This is a genomic window from Nonomuraea sp. NPDC005730 (genome assembly GCF_040630865.1).
Classification (GTDB): domain Bacteria; phylum Actinomycetota; class Actinomycetes; order Streptosporangiales; family Streptosporangiaceae; genus Nonomuraea.
In genome coordinates this window covers 1-20,107 of sequence record NZ_JBEXYK010000052.1, presented here as the reverse complement: position 1 = coordinate 20,107, position 20,107 = coordinate 1, and the positions used below count along the sequence as shown (strand labels likewise).

General features: G+C 71.5%; 20 protein-coding genes and 1 pseudogene. 12 read left to right on the top strand and 9 right to left on the bottom strand.

Annotated elements, in window-relative coordinates; translation table 11 throughout:
* Positions 1-181: 181 nt before the first annotated feature.
* Positions 182-628: pseudogene (locus ABZ444_RS38425) on the top strand (pyridoxal-dependent decarboxylase); the annotation flags it as partial.
* Here the strand turns inward: ABZ444_RS38425 and ABZ444_RS38420 are convergent.
* Positions 521-760, bottom strand: coding sequence for a hypothetical protein (locus tag ABZ444_RS38420; protein WP_358008327.1), 240 nt, complete (start codon positions 758-760; stop codon positions 521-523). The pseudogene ABZ444_RS38425 and the gene ABZ444_RS38420 sit on opposite strands and share 108 nt — an antisense overlap.
* A gap of 191 nt (positions 761-951) precedes the next feature.
* Entirely contained in the window at positions 952-1,950 is a 999-nt protein-coding gene (locus ABZ444_RS38415; protein WP_358008205.1) for an SDR family NAD(P)-dependent oxidoreductase, read from the bottom strand.
* Positions 1,951-2,030: 80 nt separating this feature from the next.
* On the opposite strand from ABZ444_RS38415, the gene ABZ444_RS38410 reads away from it, so the two are divergent.
* Complete coding sequence (locus ABZ444_RS38410) at positions 2,031-2,633, top strand: helix-turn-helix domain-containing protein (RefSeq protein ID WP_358008202.1); 603 nt, start codon at positions 2,031-2,033, stop codon at positions 2,631-2,633.
* An 85-nt stretch (positions 2,634-2,718) separates the two neighbouring features.
* Here the strand turns inward: ABZ444_RS38410 and ABZ444_RS38405 are convergent, their stop codons facing one another.
* Entirely contained in the window at positions 2,719-4,230 is a 1,512-nt protein-coding gene (locus ABZ444_RS38405) for a hypothetical protein (RefSeq protein WP_358008199.1), read from the bottom strand.
* Positions 4,231-4,261: 31 nt separating this feature from the next.
* Entirely contained in the window at positions 4,262-4,567 is a 306-nt protein-coding gene (locus ABZ444_RS38400) for a hypothetical protein (RefSeq protein ID WP_358008196.1), read from the bottom strand.
* A 275-nt stretch (positions 4,568-4,842) separates the two neighbouring features.
* Between ABZ444_RS38400 and ABZ444_RS38395 the strand changes: the two genes are divergently transcribed.
* The 3 genes from ABZ444_RS38395 to ABZ444_RS38385 all read left to right on the top strand — a co-directional run bounded on the left by ABZ444_RS38395 (position 4,843) and on the right by ABZ444_RS38385 (position 6,625).
* A complete protein-coding gene (locus tag ABZ444_RS38395) occupies positions 4,843-4,986 on the top strand; it encodes a hypothetical protein (protein WP_358008194.1) in 144 nt (47 codons plus the stop codon).
* A gap of 311 nt (positions 4,987-5,297) precedes the next feature.
* The gene (locus ABZ444_RS38390) at positions 5,298-5,498 is read left to right on the top strand and encodes a hypothetical protein (RefSeq protein WP_358008191.1); all 201 of its coding nucleotides are present in this window, start codon (positions 5,298-5,300) and stop codon (positions 5,496-5,498) included.
* Between the two features lie 29 nt (positions 5,499-5,527).
* Positions 5,528-6,625, top strand: coding sequence for an epoxide hydrolase family protein (locus tag ABZ444_RS38385; protein WP_358008188.1), 1,098 nt, complete (start codon positions 5,528-5,530; stop codon positions 6,623-6,625).
* Positions 6,626-7,375: 750 nt separating this feature from the next.
* Here the strand turns inward: ABZ444_RS38385 and ABZ444_RS38380 are convergent.
* The gene (locus ABZ444_RS38380) at positions 7,376-8,326 is read right to left on the bottom strand and encodes a zinc-binding alcohol dehydrogenase family protein (RefSeq protein WP_358008185.1); all 951 of its coding nucleotides are present in this window, start codon (positions 8,324-8,326) and stop codon (positions 7,376-7,378) included.
* A gap of 210 nt (positions 8,327-8,536) precedes the next feature.
* Here ABZ444_RS38380 and ABZ444_RS38375 point away from each other — a divergent pair, with 210 nt between their 5' ends.
* Entirely contained in the window at positions 8,537-8,989 is a 453-nt protein-coding gene (locus ABZ444_RS38375; RefSeq protein ID WP_358008182.1) for a MarR family transcriptional regulator, read from the top strand.
* On the opposite strand, the gene ABZ444_RS38370 is transcribed toward ABZ444_RS38375, so the two are convergent.
* The 4 genes from ABZ444_RS38370 to ABZ444_RS38355 form a co-directional block, all read right to left on the bottom strand.
* Positions 8,908-9,384 carry a transposase gene (locus ABZ444_RS38370; RefSeq protein WP_358008319.1) on the bottom strand — a complete coding sequence of 159 codons (477 nt, stop codon included), beginning with the start codon at positions 9,382-9,384 and terminating at the stop codon, positions 8,908-8,910. The two genes, ABZ444_RS38375 and ABZ444_RS38370, sit on opposite strands and share 82 nt — an antisense overlap.
* A 111-nt stretch (positions 9,385-9,495) precedes the next feature.
* Positions 9,496-10,140, bottom strand: a complete 645-nt coding sequence (locus tag ABZ444_RS38365; RefSeq protein WP_358008179.1) for a hypothetical protein — start codon at positions 10,138-10,140, stop codon at positions 9,496-9,498.
* Between the two features lie 118 nt (positions 10,141-10,258).
* Positions 10,259-10,804: an AAA family ATPase gene (locus tag ABZ444_RS38360; protein ID WP_358008177.1), complete on the bottom strand. Its 546-nt coding sequence runs from the start codon at positions 10,802-10,804 to the stop codon at positions 10,259-10,261.
* Between the two features lie 1,227 nt (positions 10,805-12,031).
* Positions 12,032-12,262, bottom strand: a complete 231-nt coding sequence (locus ABZ444_RS38355; protein WP_358008174.1) for an alpha/beta hydrolase fold domain-containing protein — start codon at positions 12,260-12,262, stop codon at positions 12,032-12,034.
* 131 nt (positions 12,263-12,393) lie between these two features.
* Between ABZ444_RS38355 and ABZ444_RS38350 the strand changes: the two genes are divergently transcribed.
* The 6 genes from ABZ444_RS38350 (at position 12,394) to ABZ444_RS38325 (ending at position 19,973) form a co-directional block, all read left to right on the top strand.
* The gene (locus tag ABZ444_RS38350) at positions 12,394-14,247 is read left to right on the top strand and encodes a hypothetical protein (RefSeq protein WP_358008171.1); all 1,854 of its coding nucleotides are present in this window, start codon (positions 12,394-12,396) and stop codon (positions 14,245-14,247) included.
* Positions 14,244-16,379 carry a hypothetical protein gene (locus ABZ444_RS38345; protein WP_358008168.1) on the top strand — a complete coding sequence of 712 codons (2,136 nt, stop codon included), beginning with the start codon at positions 14,244-14,246 and terminating at the stop codon, positions 16,377-16,379. The genes ABZ444_RS38350 and ABZ444_RS38345 overlap by 4 nt, the downstream gene beginning before the upstream one ends.
* A complete protein-coding gene (locus tag ABZ444_RS38340) occupies positions 16,376-17,068 on the top strand; it encodes a hypothetical protein (RefSeq protein ID WP_358008165.1) in 693 nt (230 codons plus the stop codon). The genes ABZ444_RS38345 and ABZ444_RS38340 overlap by 4 nt, the downstream gene beginning before the upstream one ends.
* On the top strand, positions 17,065-18,294 hold the full coding sequence (locus ABZ444_RS38335) for a CHAT domain-containing protein (RefSeq protein WP_358008162.1): 1,230 nt from the start codon (positions 17,065-17,067) through the stop codon (positions 18,292-18,294). The genes ABZ444_RS38340 and ABZ444_RS38335 overlap by 4 nt, the downstream gene beginning before the upstream one ends.
* A 62-nt stretch (positions 18,295-18,356) precedes the next feature.
* Positions 18,357-18,929, top strand: coding sequence for a hypothetical protein (locus ABZ444_RS38330; RefSeq protein ID WP_358008159.1), 573 nt, complete (start codon positions 18,357-18,359; stop codon positions 18,927-18,929).
* Positions 18,930-19,973 carry a hypothetical protein gene (locus ABZ444_RS38325; RefSeq protein ID WP_358008156.1) on the top strand — a complete coding sequence of 348 codons (1,044 nt, stop codon included), beginning with the start codon at positions 18,930-18,932 and terminating at the stop codon, positions 19,971-19,973.
* Positions 19,974-20,107: the final 134 nt, after the last annotated feature.

The window sequence follows — 20,107 nt, the reverse complement described above, 5'->3', positions numbered from 1 at the left end:
GCTTCAGCCGGGCGACACCCTGCTCGTGCTCGTGGACCGCAAACAGGGCATCGCGCTGGTCGACAACGACACGTTCAAGAGCTTCGCGGCAGGGGTCCTCGCCGTGCAGGACGATGCGCACACCGATCCCGGTCAGGAGACAGACCGGTGACCGGCTACCGGAACCCGTTTGCCGGGCACCGTGAGCCGTTGCCGCCCGAGCTGGCCAGAGGCGGCTTCCGTCAGAGGTTCGCCGAGTTCGACGACGTGCGCACCAACTACGTCCGCGGCCCCGAAGCGGGCGCCGGCGGGCACGACGGCCGGAGGCGCGCTCGACCCGCTGCGTCCGCTGCTGGGAGGGGCGGAACTGGCCGACAGCGTCACCGTGGACGCGCACGAATGGTTGTCGGCGCCCATGGGCGCGGGCATGTTCCTCACGCCGCACGCGGCAGCCCTCTCGCAGAGCTTCCACGCGACGACCTCCTACATGCCCGCCGAGACCGAGGACGCTCCCGACCCCTACACCACCAGCGTGCAGTGGTCACGCCGCTTCGCCGGCCTGAAGGTCTTCCTGGCCCTCGCCGTCGCGGGCAGGCGCACTCATGCCGCGCAGCTCGAACGGGACGTACGGCTCGGACAGCTGCTCGCGCGCCGTCTCGCCGACGACGGCTGGACGCGGATCAACGACACCCCTCTGCCCGTCGTCTGCGTGGCGGCTCCCGAGGCCGAGACGGAGGGCCACGAGAGCAGCGCCGTCTGGCACGCCGCCGTCGCCGATCACGTGGTCGGGAGCGGCGCGGCCTGGCTCAGCACGGTCCGGCTCGCGGGGCGAGGCCGGAACGGCCCGCCGCCACGGCGGAGCATGAGTCACCCGAGCACGCGCTCGACCACCCGCGTCGTGTCAGGCGTGGAATCCGCAGACATCGGGGTCGCGGTGGGCCGGGGCCGAAGGCCAGGCTGTGCGCCGTCGTGTCATGCGGTGGCCGTACCGGACCGGCCCCCTTCGTCCAGGAGGGTGTTGATCATTTCCTGGAGGCGGTCGCGTCCGATGTCGCCGAGTGCGCTGGTCAGGACTTGGGCGAGCTTGTCGAAGGGGTCGTCCGTCGGGAGCTCCTTCACCTTGTCGGTCAGCTCCTGCACGCTCCACAGCCCGTCCTTGTGGATGTGGCCGCCGAGGGACCAGCCGTGGTTGACCGCGACGGTTCCGCCTCGTACCGACAGGACCTGGCCGGTGAACGGGCAGGCCGCACCGGCCAGGTAGGCGGCGACAGGCGCGCAGGCGGCCGGGTGCAGCGGGTCGAACCGGCCCGCCGGTGGCTCCTCGTTCATGGCGGGGACGGCGAGAGTGAGGCGGGTACGGGCCATCGAGGGCGAGATGCAGTTGACCCGCACGCCGTACCGGCCGAGCTCGAGGGCGGCAACCATGGTCAGCGCCGCGACCCCGGCGTTGCCTGCCGCGTAAGACGCTTGCGCGGGCAGAGGGTTGAGCAAGCCGGAGCCGGAGGAGGTGTTGATCACGGCGCGGTCGGCGCGGACCCCGGCCTCGTACCGGTCGCGCCAGTGGCGGGCCGCCCAGCGGGTCACTGCGAAGGTGCCCTTGAGCTTGACGGCCACGACGTCGTCGAAGTCCTTCTCCGGCAGGTCGGTCAGGCCCATGTTCCGTTCGATGGTCGCGTTGTTGACCACTACGTGCAGGTCCCCGAACGAGTCGAGGGCCGTCTCCACCATGCGGCGGGCGCCGTCCCAGTCGGCGACGCTGTCGGTGTTGGCCACGGCGGCTCCGCCGCCGGCGATGATCTCCTCGACGACCTTCGCGGCCACGTCGCCGTCGCCGCCCGTACCGTCGATGGCGACGCCCGGGTCGTTGACGACGACCTTGGCGCCCTCGGCGGCGAAGAACAACGCCTCCTCTCGGCCGATGCCGCGCCCTGCTCCGGTGATGAGGACCACGCGTCCGTCCAGGCTTCCCATGTTGTCATCCTCCATTGAGTGCAGTCACTGTATTGATTCAGTGTATGCATAGCTACAGCAGATGAAGTAAAATGACCGACATGGTGGAGAAAGCAGGTCTGCGGGAGCGCAAGAAGCAACGCACCCGGCAGGCATTGACCGAAGCGGCGATACGCCTGTTCGAGGACAGGGGCTACGACCAGGTGACCGTGGCCGAGATCGCCGACGCCGCGGAGGTGTCCCCCCGCACGTTCTTCCTCCACTTCCAGACCAAGGAGGACGTGCTCCTGGCCAATGCCGACGTGCGCGTCGACCTGGCGCTGGAGGTCATCGCGGAGCGCCGCGCCGGTGAGCGGCTGCCTGAGGTGCTGGTGCGGGCGATGGATCAGATGATCTTCAACGCCTGGGATCACGACCTGCCCAGCGGGCTCGCGGCATTGCGGGCCCGGCTGGCGGCGTCGGAGCCGTCGCTGCAGGCCCGGCTGCTGCAGCGGTACCTCACCGCGCAGGCCGAACTGGCCCCGGCGTTGCGGCGGGCCTTCCCCGACGACCTCGACACGACCACGGCCTCCGCGCTGGTCGGCGCCATGGTGGGCGCGGTCGGCGCGGCCGCGCTGACCGCCCTGCAACGCGGCGGCGGACCCGACGAAGTACGGGACGCCATGCGGCAGGCCATGGCCTTGGTGGCGCGATCCGTCACCTGACCGGTGATCAGCAGATCCTGGCCGCCCGCGAGCCGGTGCACGCGCACGATCCCTGACAACCGACGCGCGTGCTCCGGGTCACCGGTCAGTGATAGGACATGTGATAGACGTACGGGACCGCCCCCTGGTCGAAGCGGACGAAGAACACGTCGACCAGGCCCGGCCCCCAGGACGCGACGGCTGGAGCGCGCTTCTCGTCGAGGGGTCCGGTGGCGGTGTGGTCCAGCGGTTCGGCAGGACGGTCCCAGCCGTGGCCGCTGGTGTTCCAGCGCCGATCGACCAGGCGCCCTCCGGAGTTGTAGAACACGTGGAGCGACCCGAACCGGTCGGCGACCGCTGCCGGATCGCAGGTGAGAGAGTCGCCCAGGTCCTCCTCCGCGCCCCGAGCTCCGGCGTCCAGCCACTGGTGCATGAGATGGTTCGCGGGGGATCGGTAGAAGACGTCCAGCCGTCCTTCGCCCCAGGACGCGGCCGTGGGCCGCCCCTGCACGGTCCCGCCCCAGTCCTCCTCGCCGGACCAGGCGCCACCGCTCCAGCGGCGGTGCAGGAGGCGGCTGCCTCCGCTCGCGGTGGTGTAGAACACGTGCAACTGGTCCGACGCGGGCCACCCCACGGCGCAGAGCCCGTTGATCGTCCCCCAGCCCAGGTTCTCGGGCGCCGTCCACGACTGCCCGTTCCACCAGCGATGCCAGGGGCCCGTCCCCGGGTGCGCGTAAAGGAAGTCCAGATGCCCCGGGCCCAGCGAGCTGAGGGCCATCGAGCCGATGGCGGAGGAGTCACCGCTCCCGTCGCCCGGTCCCGCCGGCCCCGGCTGGGACTCGAACGCCGCCCCGGTCCAGGCCACCCTGGCGATCTTCTTGAAGTCCGCGAACGAGCTCCATGCCGCGTCGATGCGGTTCGGCCCCCATGAGACGGCGGTCATCGCCGGTAACGGGACACCGTGGCTCATGGCGATCCCGCGCCGTTCCGACCAGCCCGGCAGGTGCGGCATCGGAGCCGGCGCCGGGACGACCGTCGCCGTCGCCCGTACGTCCGTGAAGGCCCCGTGCGGGGCGATGGTCCGCAGCATGTACGTGTAGTCGCCCGGCCCGCCCACGTGGTCGGTGAACCGTCCCGGGTCCGAGGCCCCAGGCGAGCTGAACAACCTCACTTCCGGCCCCAGCCGGACCACGAACAGCTCCCGCACGGCCGCCGCGTTGACGCGGTCCCACGTCAGTTCGACGGCCCCGCCGATGTTCCCGACCGCGCGGAAATGGCCGGCGGGCGGCGGTGGCGGCTCCACCGGAGCGGTCGCCGAGGGCAGGGTACGCGCCTGGAAGCTGTTGGCCGCGATCACTCCTCCCGGGTACACGCACGCCACGATGAACGTCATCTGACGGTCGCTGGGCAGGTTCGTCCAGGTGTACCGGCCACCCCACCCGCCGACCGAGGGATCGGCCGTGAACACGGCGAGGTCGACGTCGATCGTGACCCGCAGGTCGAACGGGTTCGTCCAGATGCGGTAGCCCAGCGGCGTGTCGCCGTTGGGCACCCAGGTGCTGACGACGCTGTTGGCGTTGCTCGACCACGGGCCGAATGTCGGGGCCACCTGAACCATGACCGTGCTCCCTTCTGTCGGACGACCGGACCTACGGCAGGTGGGGCATCGGTGCGGGAGCCGCCAGGTCCGGGATGAGGCTGCGGACCTTGTTGCGTGCGCTCTCGGCCGTGCCGTTGGAGCTGTTGGCGATGACGGCGAGGAAGCACTCGTCGTCCCCCTCGGGGACGATCACGATCGTCACGTTCACCTGGTCGTTGCCGCCCAGGACGAAGTACTCGTCGCCGGCCGGGTCGCTCCAGACCTCGTACCCGGCCGTGCTCAGCGCGGTCATCGCCTGCGCCCGCGCGGCGGCCCGCGTGTAGTGGCGGCGCATCGTGCCCCAATGCGTGTCCATGGATTCTCCTGCCCGACAGCTGTTGATCTTCTGGAGTCGTTCCAGAACCAGTCTCCGCCGCCGGACGCCGTCCGGCATGAGTAACGCCTACTCATTCGGACGGCGTCCGGCGCCGCGGGCACCCGGCGACAGGCTCACCAGGGTGGACGGGAACCCACCGTCGAACAGTCACCCCGCCGGCCCCACTGCGGGCCGTCAGGCTCTCGGGGTGGTGATGGTCGTCGGGTCCGGGGCGTCGCAACGGCACGTACTTCCCGCCCCTTCGCCGGCACCTGGTGGAGGCCCGCCCGGACACGCTGCGCCTGCGCTGCCCGCACCTGGCGATCTTCGGCGGCGCCGACCACCGGATCCAGACGAACGGTGGCACGAGTACGGCGCCGGGCTGTCTCGACACCGTGACCAGATGGATCAAGGGCTGAAGCAGCGGTCAGGGCCGGCGATGAGGCGACCTTGTCGCCGGCCACAGGTCGTAGGCCGGGTTCGAAAGGACATCCGTAGCGAGAAGGGCATCCGCTGGGGCGGACGACCTCTCCGATCCGCAGACTGAAGCCCACCCGACCTGGTGATCGTTTCCGGTTGCAGCACTAGCGATCTTGTCTAGCGGGTCGAAGGCGGCCGACCTGCTAGGGCTCAAGGTCGGTGAGTGGCTCGGCTGACCGGAAACGTGTGCGTTCACTGGATGGAAACCGACATCGCGGCGAAAATGTCAGCGACCTGATCCGTCACCGTCGTGGCCTGGAACGGTCTGCTGAAGGTTCTCGGCGAGCGGGACAGCGTCGCCCCACAACAGTTCCTGAAGACAGCCCTCATCTCCGAGCCGGCGGTGACGCCACCAGGGCGGCTCGGTGAACGGGTCCTGCTGGTCGCCGCCGGTGAGCTGATGGCTCGTGTCGCGAAGCACTGTCAGAATCATGTTGCTCGACAGAAGTAGCTCACCGACCACCTGACGATTGCCGGAGCATGCCACCCTTTCGGATCGACGTACCGGAGCACGTGCTTGCTGACCTGCGAGTACGCCTGTCGCGTACCCGGTACACCAAAGTCTCGGACCGCACGCGATGGAACGCGGGGGCCGACCCCACGGACCTGCGTGCCTTGCTGGAGCACTGGGCGGACGGCTTCGACTGGCGCCAGGTCGAAGCCAGGTTGAACAAGTACTCGCAGTACCTGACCGACATCGATGGCCAGCGGGTGCATTTTGTGCACGTCAAGTCTCCGCGACGCGGCGCGTTGCCGTTGGTGCTCACCCATGGGTGGCCGAGCTGCTTCGTGGAGATGCTGGCCGTGGCCGACCGGCTGGCCGCCGACTTCGACGTGGTCGTCCCCTCACTGCCGGGTTTCGGGTACTCCGAAGCACCCCGCGGGCCTTTCACCGGGCATCGGGTCGCCGAGACCTGGCAGCACCTGATGACCACGACCCTCGGCTACCAGCGCTACGGCGCGTTCGGCGGGGACATCGGCGGTAGCGTCACCCAATGGCTCGGCGCCCTGTTCCCGGCCAGCGTGGTCGGGATCCACATGACCTCCGGCAGCCTCACCGCCGGCATCGACTCTTCGGCCGTGAACCCGGACGAGCGGATCTACCTGGAGGCCGAACAGGCCTACGACGCCCGGGACGGCGGCTACAGCGCGATCATGCGAACCCGCCCGGACACGATCGCCGCGGCGCTGACGGACTCACCGGCAGGGCTGCTGGCCTGGATCGCCGACAAGTACCGCGACTGGAGCGACTGCGAGGGCGACCTCCAGGCTCGGTGGGAGGCCGACGACTTGCTCACCGTGGCCACCCTCTACTGGGCCACCAGCAGCATCGGTTCCTCCTTCCGTCCCTACTACGACCATCCGCACACCGGACCCCGCCCACCGATCACCGTGCCGACCGCGATCACCCTGAGCCACGAACCCCTGATGGCAGGCTTCCCCCGGAGCCTGGCCGAACGCGCCTTTCCCAACCTGCGACACTTCGCTCGCCCCGACCGCGGCGGACACTTCATGGCCCACGAGGAACCGGACTACCTGGCAGAACAGCTCCGAACCTTCTTCCGGCCCCTGACCTGAACCCGGGTTGAGCAACGACGCCCCATCGCAGCCGGCCCGCGGGTTGCCGGACAACCGGGAGACCAAGCCTGGCTCACTACCGCCACTCGCTGTTCCGACTGCCAGTAGCAGGCCCCTGCTCCACGAACCGGGCGAGGACCCACAGGCCCAACTGCAAGAACACCATCAGCACAAGGACGAGCAGCGTCACCGGGAACGCGACGCCGCAAGGGCGGCCGCAGCACCCATCGGATGGCCTTGGCCAAGAAACGGAGCCCATCCGGACCGGTGATCACGAGCATGAGGGCCAGCGTTACGGGTCTGAGGAGGATCTCCGGCCACGAGCGTCCGGCCTCCCATTGGGCGACTGCGCCGATGACGATGACCACCCACGCCGCGATGACCAGCGGCCAAGAACGAGCACCACGCCGCCGCGAGTTCCCGACCTTGAGAGCCGGCACGACCGGGGAGACAGCCAGCCAGAGCGCCACCACCCACGCCCCAAAGGCTGACTGCCCCAGCCCTCGCGGGGATTCTGCCCAGGCCAGAAAGTCGGTGAGCGGGAGCGCCACCAGCAGTACCGCTCCCATCACGACTGCGGCAGTCTGAGCGTGCGTGCGATGAGCTACTGAGGCGTATGGACGTCCCCGCCGACGGCACCGGCACCCCGGGGATTCGCATCCTCGCCGCCGCGTCCGCCGCCGCCCTCGGCGGCGGCGTCATCGGCACGGAGGGTCGGTGATCAGCGCGTCGAGCCGCTGCTCGACGATGTCATGGCTGCCTCGTCTGATGGGGCGGCTGGGGGACGAGGACGATGCGGTCCTCGGTCCCGTCGGTCCACGCCTGCGCGACCTGGGGGAGAGGTACGGCACGGGCCCGCACGTCGATCGCGCCGGCGGTCACCGCTGAGGCCAGTTCGGGCAGCTCGGCGAGGATGTCGCGGGCAGGGACCGAGCCGATGCCGCTGCCGACGATCTGCAGGCGGGCCGAGCGCAGTGCCGCGGACGGGATCGGCGCACTCTGGCCGGCGATCGATCCGATCTGGATCCAGGTCAGCGGGACGGCGCGGTCGGCGCGGGCGGTGAGCATCGGGATCAAGGCGCCGGCTGCGGGCTCGCCCCACACGTAGTCGATGACCACGTCGACATCGGCCGCGCGGCTGATCTCGTCGAAGGTGATCGTCTCATCGGCTCCAAAAGCGGTCAGCGCTCTCAAGCGGGTGGCGTCACGGCCTGCGGCGATGACGTGGGCGGCGCCGAACAGCTTGGCGATCTGGACCGCCATTCGTCCGGCGTTGCCGGTGGCGCCGAGGACGAGGACACGCTGACCGGCTCGGAAGTCGACGCGCCGGCGCAGCGCGACCCAGGACGACATGGCCGGGTTCATCGCGGCGGCGATCCGCACGGGGTCGACGCCGTCGGGCAGGATCACGCTGCGACGCGGGTCGATGAGGGTGCGGTCGGCGAACGTTCCCAGAGTTGTGTCGTCCAGGACCACGTAGCGGAGGTTGCCCTCCTTGTCGCGTACGACGCCGTCGACGCCTGGGACGAGCGGGTACATGCCCTTGCCGGAGTAGTGCGAGCCGTTCGCCTTGGCTCTGGTCAGATGGTGCAGAGCGGCCGCGAGGACCTCGACGACGAGCTCGTCGTGGCGTTCCGTGGGGTCGGGGTGGTCCTGATAGACCGGCGGAGCACCGGCTTCCGGGATGACGGCAGCATGCATGGACGCCTCCTGAAGATGGTTGGTATTTCCAACTATCTCCAGGATGGTTGGAAATGCAAACCATGTCAACCGGGCCGTGTGATCGACGCCGCATCCGTCGATCACCCGATGCGGGATCGAGCCGCGAGGCGCCCTCGGGCGACCGCGATGCCAGGCGTCCACACCTCGGCATGGTTGGCATTTCCAACCATGCCGGACTAGCATGGCGGCATGACCGTCGCCGACGACGTCATGGACGCCCTCGTCCGGACCACCTTCGAGGTGGCCGGCGTACTGACCCGCATCGGTGGCGAGCATGATTTGTCGCTCACCCAGCTGCGGGTGCTCGGCATCCTTCGCGACCGCCGCCTCCGCGTCACCGACCTGGCCGCCTACCTCGGTCTGGACAAGTCCACGATGTCCACCCTCATCGCCCGCGCCGAGCGCCGGGGGCTGCTGACGCGCGGCAAGAACCCCGATGACGGCCGGGTCGTCGAGGTGTACATGACCCCGGCCGGGATCGAACTCACCGAACGCGTGAAGGACGACATCCGGCGTGCCCTGACACCGGCGACCGGTCGGCTGGATCCACAACAGCTCGGTCAGCTCGCCGACCTGCTCGACGTCGTCTCGGCCCGCTCGTCGCGTGCACACGCCGAACCGGACCCGGCTGCCGCGCGCTGATCACCGAGCAGGGCCACGGCCAGTTCCCGCCGTCCGCGACGTTCGCCCGACGGCGACGCGCGGGGAGCTGGGCCCAGATCCTGACGGCGGCGGGGACGCCGCCGGGAAACACATCTGGCGTTGAGCAGGGCCGCGGAGTGCCGGCCGAGGTGGTGACCGTCGGGCAGCGGGGCGACAATCCCCAGTCCATCACGGTGCTGGGCGGAATCGGGGTTGCGCGCATCTCCGGCACCCGTCCCAGGACCCTGCCGGACCGAGTCCCGCACCGAACACCGGATCCCGTCGATCAACAGCCGCCTGCTCCACTTCGGCGGACGCCCCCTGCCTGATGCGGCAGGCAGATGCGGCTCCAGCGCCGCCCACTGCGCGTCAGTGAGGTCATGCCGCCTCGTCACCACCACGCCGGCCACGAGGTCTCCGGTACTTGGCTCTTCTTGGTCGTTGAACCAACTGCCGGAAACCTCATCCTTTGTCGATCACCGCCACGCCGCAAGCCTCAAAGATCCTTATGAAACGCCATCGGCCGCCGTCCGGGCTCCGGGCCGCAGGACCGGCAGCCCGGCCCGCAGCCGGTTCAGGAACTCGTCGACGTCCAGGCAGCGGTCCTCCGCGTCGACGACCTCGGGCACGAACGCCTCGACGATGCTGTCCCCGACGGCGAAGTCGGCGTCGTCGTCATCGTCGTAGTTGTCCACCCAGCGCCCGCCTGGGGCGTACACGTCCATCGCGTGGTCGTAGTCGATCACCCAAGGGGTGTCGACGATCCCGGTCCGCAAAGAGCCGTGGTTGTACCAGCCGTAGACCAGGTGGGTGAAGGCGCCGTCGTGGATGTAGATCTCCGCTTCGCCGCCCTCCAGGGTCTCGGCCTCGGTGTGACCGCCGACGTACAGGCCGGGCCGGTCCTCATAGAGCGCGATCGGGCCGTTGACCTTCAGGTCGCCGGTGACCACGATCAACTCGACGTCGCCGCCGTGCAGTTCGTTGATGGCGTGCAGGAAATCCCCGTCGAGGGTGAGGTCGCCGTCGAAGAACAGCACCTCGTCGTAGCCGGGCGACGCTCCCGCACCCTCGAACACGGCGGACAACGCGCCGCCCAGGCGGGCATCGGCATCGGCATAGGGCAGGGACGCGGGGAAGGCGGATATCGGCATGGGGAAGAGCGTAGGTCCGTGTACTGACAATCCGGCGCGCGCGACAGGGTTGTGAAACACGGCCTGAACCACAGTGAGAGCTTCCTGCACGGCGGCCGACCCGCGCCTTCAAGCCCGGCTACGGCACCGCCTGGCCCAGCGTGGAAAGGACCGCGCCCAGACGGCCGTCCAGAGACCCGCTGAGTTCCAGCACCGGGGTGTCCTCCCAGGCGCCCAACGGGTCGTCATAGACCAGGTCCAGCAGCGCATCGTTCACCCGCGAGCGAAGCCCAAGCATCTCCGCAGCCGGCAACGCCCGCTCCGTCTCCGCCGTGACCGGCGTAACGACCAGCAGGTCAAGACCCGCAAAGGCGGCCCGAAGCCCTGCGGTTCCGGCCTCGCCCGACGGATCAGCGCCCATCGCGGCCAGGTACGCGAGGTAGTCCAGCGGCGTCCGGTCAAAGACAACCCCGGCCGCCGGCAGCGGCGAGGTCATGCTCCGCACCGAGCGTGCGAGCATGGCCCGGTAGTCCTCCAGGGACGGCGGGAACCCGAACTCGTACCCCTCCTCCTCAAGAAGGTAATACGGCTCGTCGACCATCACGTGGCCCGGCAGGTTCTCACACAGTGACTCGACCAGCGTCGTCTTCCCGGTCCCGTGCGCGCCGGAAATTCCGACTCTCATCCGCGGCTCCCGCTTCCCGCGAAGGCTGCCGCAGCGATCGTACGACCACCCAAAGACTTCTCCCGCGGGCACAGCAACGACAGTCGCCGAAGCCGTAGCAGAACGCTTCCGCAGACAGGAGCGCGGCCCTCGCGGACATCATCGAGCCGCGTGCGGCCAGGACTGCGCCGATGATGAACCACACATGGCGCGACAGCATGCCGGCGGCGACGCTCTCGGCCTGCCCCTTGGGGCGCCCCTTCTCCCATAGGGGACGCATGCGCAGGATGTCGTCATCCCGGCTCCGATGGCCGACCCGGATCATCCCCGCCGTGCTCACCAGGAGCAGAGCGATCCTGATGAGCCCCACCACGGTGGCGGGGATGGTCGCCGACGCCCGACACGCCTTCCAGGAGCTGCCAGCCGCCGGCCGGGTTGAGCGCCTTTGGCCGTGGCCCTTCGGATCCGGCTCGTCGCCGTCGGTGACCCACGTTCTTCGCCGCCGGGACGTTTGTCGCGGGCGGCCTGAGAGACGTCGTCCGGGAGACCCGGCCGACGCGGCGGCCACCTTGGCGACCTGCCGGGACAGGCCGCGGTTGATGCGGGCTGCAACGGCCGAGCAGGGTCTTCGGATGGGGCGGTTGCGCCGTCATGGGGCTGATGAGGCGGATGTGGCCCGATCGAGGACACAGTCCTCCCTACCCCATCCGCCCGCGCCGCGATCTAGGTCTCTGCCCCGCCCTCTGTCTCACCAGAGGGCAACTCATCCGCTGTGGGAAGCGGTGACTGTTCATCTTTCCTGTTCAGGAAGATGGGGATGGCTGACTGAGCAATGGCTCGGCGTTGCTCTTGGGAGCGGCAGTTCCGCAGAGCGATGCGGAAGGCCCACGCCGCGAGCGTCAAGCGCAGCAGCACTGGCAGAGCTAGGACTATTGCAGCAACGGTGAAGCCAAGATTCAGGGCCCTCTGCCCTGCACGCGTGGGCTACTCATGTGGGCAGCGTACGTCTGGATCGGATTGCCGAGAAGCGGTCCGAGAACGCCTGACAAAAGAGATCTCTGGTGTGATGTGATCTCTCGCTCGGCCACAGCGAGAGGTCAAGGCACAACAGAGATCATTGTGATGGGCGCTCCAAGAGCAACCGTCCGCGCCATCCCTGCAGGGAAGCGGGGTGCAGCGGGCGGGCCAGGGCGGCGGGGGCGAAGGCGGTGGTCATCTGTCGAAGGCGGTCCGGGGCGGCCGGCCCGGTCACAGTGAGGCCAGGACGCGGATGCGGTCCGCGGTGACGCGGCGGGCGATGTCGGTGGTGTGGGCGATGAACTCGAACTCGTGCGGAACGCCCTGGTGCAGGTGGAACGCGACCTCGACTCCCGCTCGGGCGAGCCGTGGTGCGTAGCTGAGGTCCTCGTCGCGGAAGATGTCGAGCCGGCCGACTCGATCGACGCAACGGGGGCTCGCAGGGGTGTGCTGGGCGAGCACGGCGCCCGTACCGAGATCGTCACCCTCGACACCGGCCCCGTCACGCCGAGCGCCCGGTTCGATTGCCGCGGCCGGTCCGGCGTGATTACGCTGGATCGTTCCTGAGAATGGGTGAGACCTAGGAGTCCGCCGTGCCCGTTCCCTGGTTGTCGGCCGTGCTCGTGGGCGTCGCCCTCGTGCTCTCTGTGATCCGGACGCGGGAGCACGCCAGGCGTGCCTCGCCGCAGAACGTCCTGCTGGAGATCGCGCTGCCGCCCCTGGCCGCGCTGCGGCTGCATCGCGTGGCGGCGGCCGTCCTGCTGTGGACCCCGCTCACCTTCCTGATCCACGAACCGGTCGACCTCCTGTCGGGCACGGGCGCCGCGGGCACCCTGGCGGTGGTCTGCGCCGGGTTGGCGCTGGGCGCCGCGGGGATGCCGCAGATCGCGCTCGGGGTGGCGCTGTGCCAGGCGTTGTGGCTGCCCGGCTCGCACGTGACGATGGTCGTGGCGCTGCCGGTCCTCGCGGGCTACCTGCTCCGGCTGGTGCACATCGGGCCGCAGTACTGGCGGGGGTACACCTCGCTGCTCCTCCTGCTCGACAGGCAGGGGGCCGTCATCCGGGGGAGCACGCCCGCCGAGTGGTTCTGGCACGGGATCCAGGCGGTCGTGGCGCTCGCGCCGCTGGCCGGTGCGGCGCTGCTGCCCGCCCCCGGTCTGGGCTTCGCCGACGTGGCCGCCCGCTGGTCCGGCGCGCTGCTGACAGGGGCCCAGCTCGCCGTCGGCGCCCGGCGCATGCGGACCCTGCCGAACCGGCGGCTGCGCCTGGCCGCCCGGGGCGGCGACGCGCTCGGGACGGTGTCCTTCGTCGCCATCGCGGCGAGCCCGGCCGGCGCCTGGCTCGCCGGACGCTGGGCGGGCATCCCGTTCCTGACCGGGTTCGCCGGCGGGGCGCTGCCGGCCGTGGTCGCGGTCGGGCTGATGGTGGTGCTGGAGTCCGTGAAGGACCGTGACCCGATGCGCGGGCTGCCGCGATGGGCCGTCGTGGTGAGCTTGGCGCGGGCGCCGTTTCGCGAGGGCCTCGCGGCCGTCTGCCTGGCCCTGCTGCACCCGTCGCCCGGGCTCGCCCCGGCTGCCGCCGTGCTGGCCGCCGCCGAGTTCGTCGTCCTGTGCGGGGGACGGAGCCGTACGTTCCTGGACCACCAGCAGGTCCGGCACGCCGCGTCTTTCCTGTGGTTCGACAACGACCGGGCGACGCTGCTCGGCGGATGGCTGCACGACGCCTTTCTGAGCCGTCCGGGCCGTCCGGATTTCTCGCTGCCGCGCACGTTGGGCGGGCTGGCGGTGCTGTCCGTACAGGGATGGACGGTGCCTGGGCAGGCGCCCGCGATGGGCGCCGCCCCTGAGCTGAGGCGGCCCCTGACCGGGATGGCCGCGACCCGGTGGACCGACTTCGCCGCGCACGCGCTCGATCTGGTCGAGATCGAGGTCGTGCCGCGCTACCCGCCCCAGCACCTGCCGGCGCTGCGACGGGGGCTCGCGGTGGCGCGGGCCGAACTGTGCTCGGCGAGGGCGGCCGTCCTGGAGCTGGCGGGGGAGCCGGGCGAGGCGCTCGGCCAGTGGCGCGCGGCGGCGCTGCGCTACCGGCGCATCGGCGCGGCGGTTCACGAGCTCGTCGCCCGGCTGATGGCGGTCCGGCTGCTCGCCGTCTCGCTCGGCAGGCCCGCCGACGCGCGCCGGGAGCACGCGCGGGTCCGGCTGCCGGACGCCCCGCCGCTCGCCGTACAGAGACTGGCTGGCCTCGCCGCCGCAGCCGCCGAGGGCGGTCGGGTCGTGGCCGGCGATCGTCCCGTGGACGCCCGTGCCGTGCGCGCGGCCCTGCGCGGCGACGACGGCCTGCCGGAACCCGACCTGCGGCAGTGCATGGGGCTGGCCACGCTGATGGCCCGCGCGCAGGAGCGATCCCCCCTCCCGGGCGGCCCGCCTCGGGCGGAGGTCCACCGGTGATCCCCGTTGAGCCGCGGGTGCGGCTGGTCCGGCTGGGTTACCTGGTCACCTCGCTGGCGCCGTTGCCGGCGGCGGCCGTCGCGGCGGTGTCAGGCGCGGGGCAGCCGGTGCTGCTCTACGGGGTCGCCGCCGTCATCTCCTGCTCCTACCTGCTGCAGTACCGCGCATACCGGGTGCTCAACCGCTATCTCGCCCTGAGCCGGCTGCTGTGGGAGCTGGTCATCACCGGTCTGGGCATCGCCGCCGCGGCGGTGGCGGGCGGGTGGCTGGTCGAGGCGTGGCGGGACCATCCAGGGCTGGCGGGCGGGGAGTTCTGGCAAGCACTCGCGATCGTCGTCCTGCTCCAGGTCGTCTCGCCCCTCGCGTACGCCAAGCAACTCGGGCTCGTGGTGTCCCTGCTGGCCGGGCCGGTACGGCTGCTGGCCGACAAGGGCTACTTCCTGTTCTGGACCGCGGGGCTGCTCCATCCCGACGCCGGGCTGCTCCGGCTGGCCGGCTGGCTGGCCCTGCTGCAACTGCCGCTGTCGTGGATGATGGCCCGCGAGTCGGCCGCGCCGCACTGGGCGGCCCGGGTCAACGACGCTCACGTCCTCATCGACGCCCCCCGGGAGCACCGTGAGCGGATCGTGGGCGCGTGGCTGTCGGACTCGGTGCTGCGCCGCGGCGGGCCCGACCTGTCGTTCGTGCACACCCTGCTGGACCAGGCGCAGCAGTCGGTCGTCCGCACCGAGAACGTCGTCCTGCGGCTGATGGGCCTCGACGCCACCGCGTCCCGGCCGGGGGAGACCGCGCTGGAGTGGATCGACGCGGCCGCCGGGTTGCTGGAGGAGGCGCGGCGGGCACTCGGCCCGGACGGCGCGCGGCCCGCTGCCGGGCGGGCGCTCGACCTGGCCGAGGCGCACGCGGCGCAGGCCAGGGCGGAGATCCGCTTCGTGCTGGGACGGCGGGAGGAGGCCCTCGCGTCCTGGCGCAGGACGTTCCAGCTGTGGGCCCGCCACGGGCTGCACGACCTGCGCGCCCATCACCTCATCACCCTGACCGGCGGCCGGAGCGACGGACAGTCGATGCAGGTCATGAGCCCCGAGGACGCGATCACCGAGCTCGAACGCCTGATCGACGCCCCGGAGCTCACGCCGCTGAGCCGCCGCCACGCCATGCTCGCCTCGTCGGCCCGCCACGCCGAACTGGACCGGCCGGACAGGGCCGCCGAGCTGGCCGCCGCCGGCCGCCGCATCCGGGTACGCCGTGCCGACATGCGTACCCACATCCGGCAGAGCGCGGCGGCGGGCACACGTCCCACGGCGATGCACGCGCAGCGGCAGTGGGACCTCGCAATGATGCTCGCCACCAGCACGGTGATCATCCACGACGCCTACGGCCCGACCCAGCTGCTCTTCCTCGGGACCCGCTTCTGGCCGGAGAGCCGGGCCAAGGAGCTGATCGTCACGGGCATGCGCCTCTGGCGCGCCGGCCGTCCCGACGCCGCCGAGGCCGCCCTGCGCGAGGCCGCCGGACTGCTGCGGAGCACCGGGCAGACGACCTTCGCGTACTGGGTGATGCTGCAACTCGGCAGGGCCCAGTACGCGCCCGCGCCGGCCCGCGCCTACCGCAGCCTGACCGACGCGCTCGACCTGCGGGAACTGCTGCGCGACCAGGTCCTGGACGCGCGGCTGCGCATGACGGCGGGCGGCTCGGCCGAGGGCCTGTACGCCGCCATCGTGCGCCTGCTGGTCGGCGACGGCCCCGGAGCCGACGCCGGAGCCGACGCCGGAGCCGACGGGTGGCCGCCGGGCCGGGTGGCCGCGGCCTTCGAGCTGGTCGAGCGGGGACGTTCCAGGTCCATGCTGGAGCTGCTCGGGGAGAACCTGCCGGTCCACGTCGGCCCCGAGCACGCCGAGCTGATCCGCGCCGAGGAGGCGGCCCGGCACAGGCTGGCCGACTGCCGGACCGCGGTCGGGACGGGCGCGCCCGGCGAGGAGGCCGTCATCCGGCTCAGGACGGCGCGCGCCGAGTTGCGTGACGTGCTGGACAGCCTGGCGGCGACCGGCGAGCGGGGCGCCGAGTACGCCCAGTTACGCCGGGGCGCGCCGCGCTCGTACGACGAGATCCGCCGCATGCTGGAGCCCCTGTGACCGCGCCCGCCTCCGCGACCCCACCCCGGCGGCCGGTACCGCTCGGCCTGGCCCGCGCCGGATACCTGCTGGTCGCGCTGACGCCCGCGGGGCAAGCGGTGCTCGGCGCGCTGCGCGGCCTGCTGGAGGTGCTCCCGCTGGTGACCCGCGGCAGGTACACCCCTCCCGGCTACACCCGGCTGGTGACCGACAAGGGCTTCCTGCTCTTCGCGCTCGGCGGCTTCCTCCGGCCCGATCCCGCGCTGCTCACGCTGGCGTGCTGGCTCGTGGCGGTCTCGGCCGGGCACCACTGGAGGATGGCGAGGACCGCGAGGCTGCCCCTGTGGCACCTGCGCGATCTCGACGCCCACCGCTTCCTCGACGGCACGCTGGTCCCTGTCCCTCTGGCGCGCCTGCACTGGCTGGCGGACCGGACGGGCGCGCGGCCGGACCTCGCGCTGGTCCACACGATCACCGAGCAGGCCGTCCGGCTCGCCGACGACGTCAGGAGCCGCGCGCTGCCGGCCGGAACCGTCGACCCGCAGGCCGCGCTCACGGCCGTCCTCGCCGCCCGGAAGAGGCTGACCGCCGTGTGGGACGAGATCGCCGCGACCGGCCGGCACGGCGCCGAGTACGCCCAGCTCAGAAGGGGAGATCCCGTGTCCTTCGACGACATCAGGCCGATGCTCGCCCCGGACGGCCGCCCATGACCACGATCCTGGCCGAATACCTGGTCACCGACCAGACCACCCTGCTGTTCGTGGTCCGCCACGACGAGGAGCAGCCGCACGTCGAGCAGATCGACATCACCCGTGCCCAGGTGGGCGACCTGGTGGCCCGCGGCCCGGCCGCCGCCTCCCCGCCCGCCGCGCTGGACGCGCTGGTCGCGCCGCTGGACCGGCACTGCCAACCGGACGACACGATCTGGTTCGTGCCCCACAACGTACTGCACTACCTGCCGCTGCACGCGCTGCGTCTGGGCGACGGCCGGCTGATCGACCGCAACCCCGTCTGCTACACGCCGAGCGCCTCGGTCATGCGCTACTGCCAGGCCAAACGCCGTCCCGACAGCCGCCGGGTCCTGGTCTACGCCGATCCGCGCGCCGACATGCCGCTCGTGCACGCGCGCGAGCAGGCCGCCGCCATCGCCCGCCTGTTCGGTGGCGAGGCGACGCTGCGCATGGGCGCGCAGGCTGCCGTGACGGCGCTGGAGAAGGACGCCGCGGACGCCGCGGACGGGTTCCGCGTCGTCCACCTGGCCTGCCACGGCCGCTACGACCCGGAACGGCCGCTGCGGTCGGGCGTCCTCCTGGCCCCTGACGGTGTCGACGACGGCGAGCTGTCGGCCGAGCGCATCCTGACGATGTCGCTGCCCGCCGACCTTGTGACGATCAGCGCCTGCGAGAGCGGCGCGAACGCCCGCCACCCCGGCGACGAGCTGATCGGCCTCACCCGCGCGCTGATCTACGCGGGGGCGGCCTCGGTGCTGGTCAGCCTGTGGGCCGTGGACGAGGTCTCGACCAGCCTGCTCATGCAGCACTTCTACCGCGAGCTGCTGTCCGGGACCGACAAGGCCGAGGCGCTGCGCCGCGCGCAACGGCGGCTGCGGGACATGACGGCCGCCGAGGTCGTCGGCCTGTGCGAGCGGGCCGCGTCCGCCGCCGGCGAGGACGGGCTCGATGCACGGCTGCTGCTGGAGGAGAGCATCGCGGACGTGCGGTTCAGGGCTCGCGACTACGCCGGCGCACAGGCGGCCTACGAGCGGCTGCTGCCGCGCGTCCCGCAGGACGGGCCCTGGCCGCTGCGACTGGAGATGGGCGAGACCCGCTCCCGGTGGGCCGCGACAGCCGCCGGGGAGCCCGCCGACTACGAGCGGAAGATCTACGAGGATCCCTACCATTGGGCCCCCTTCATCCTGGTGGGCGACTGGAGATGATGATGTCCGACGCGATATCCAATGCGATGTCCGACGCGGGGGCCGGCAGGGTGCCCGAGACGATGACCGACACGCTGTTCGCGCAGGCCGACGACGCCTTCGCCGTGCTGTCGCCGGGTTCGCCGGTGGCCGAGGCACGGGCGGCGCTGGCCGGCGGGCTGATCGGCGTGGTCAGGAACGCCGCTGGGCGGGTCGTGTCCACGGTGACCGAGGCCGACCTCGCGGGGCTCGACGGCTACGCGCTGCTCGGCACGGCGTCCTTGCCGCCGGCGATCGTGGCCGACGAGGACGTGACCTTCCACGAGTACGGGGCGTCCCCGGCGGTGACGCTGCTCGACGTGGGGGCGCGGGCCCTGGTGCTGCTCGACGGCGAGGAGGTGACCGCGGTGCTGCCGGTCGGGGCGGTGGGGGCGTACTTCGCGTCGGAGTCGTACACGCCGCCGTCCAACGTCATGACACCGCACGGCGGCGGCGCCGGCGGCGGGCTGGGACGGCCGAGGACGGGCCTCGCCCACGTGGTGTGCGCGGAGCCAGGCTGCGGGCGGGTCAACGAGCTGCCGTCGTTCAACCGGCGGCGGCTGCCCGCGTGCGTCAACCGCGACGTGCCCGCGCACACGCTGCGGATCGGGGTCTGAGTGCTCGGCGCCGCGCTCAAGGAGACGACCGGGCTGTTCGAACGCCGGTTCCTGCTCAACGCCCTGCTGCCCGCGCTCGTCCTCGTCGGGTTGTGCGGCGCGGTCGCGGTCGGCTCGACGGTCGGGCCGAAGGCGGGGCTCGCCGCGTGGAACCGGCAGGACACGCTGCTCAAGGCGCTGTACTCGGTCGCCTTCGTGGCGGCCGTGGTGCTGGTCGCGACCTGGCTGTCCGGTCTGAACGCGCTGCTGCTGCGCTGGTACGAGGGGGACTGGAGCCGCCGTCCCTGGCGTCTGCCGGCCGGCGTGGGCCGCCGCTGGCACTCGCGCGTCCACGCCCGGCTGCGGCCTGAGCGGCTCCCCGACTACCAGCGCCTCTACTCCGGCTACCCGCCGGACCTCGCCGAGGTCATGCCGACGCGGCTCGGCAACATCCTCAAGAACGCCGTCCTCCACCCTGAGGGGCGGTACGGGATCGACGCCGCGCTCGTCTGGCCGCGCCTGTACCCGCTGCTGCCCGCCGACCATCGGGCCACGCTCGCCGCCATCCGTGCCGACCTGGAGTTCTTCCTCACGGTCTCCTTCCTGGCCGGCCTCTTCTCCACGGCCTCGGGCCTGTTCCTGCTCGTCACCGGCGCGCCGGCCGGCCTGTTCCTGCTCTGCTACGCCGGAGGCGCGGCCGTGGCGCTGATCGGCTACGCGTGCGCGCTCGGACCGGCCCGGCTGTACGGCGAGCAGGTCAAGGTGACCTTCGACGTCTACCGGGGTGACCTGCTCAAACAGCTGGGTCACGAGCCTGGCTCGGAGGACGAGGAGTGGATCCTGTGGGAGGCGCTGGCCCAGCAGTGGTACCGGGGGGCGCCGGTGGCGGCCACCCTCCGAGCAGCCGCCGAGCTGGCGGGCGAAGTGGGCGAAGTGGGCGAGGTGGGCTTTTCGGAGAGGATGGGTGGGCGGCGGGCGTGGCGCGTGGTGCGCCTGCCCCTGAGTGCCTGGTTCGTGATCCTCACCCTCGTGGTCGGTGCGGTCGGCGCGTCGCTGCTGGCGTGAGGGCGGACCGCCGCCGGATCAGTGACCAGGTCGTTCTGCCCGGGGGCCGGCGCGTCGGCGCCGGCGCCCACCCGCCCGGCGACCCGGCCCCCCCAGGCCCGCCACCAGTCGTGCACCCAGCACAAAGGAACAGC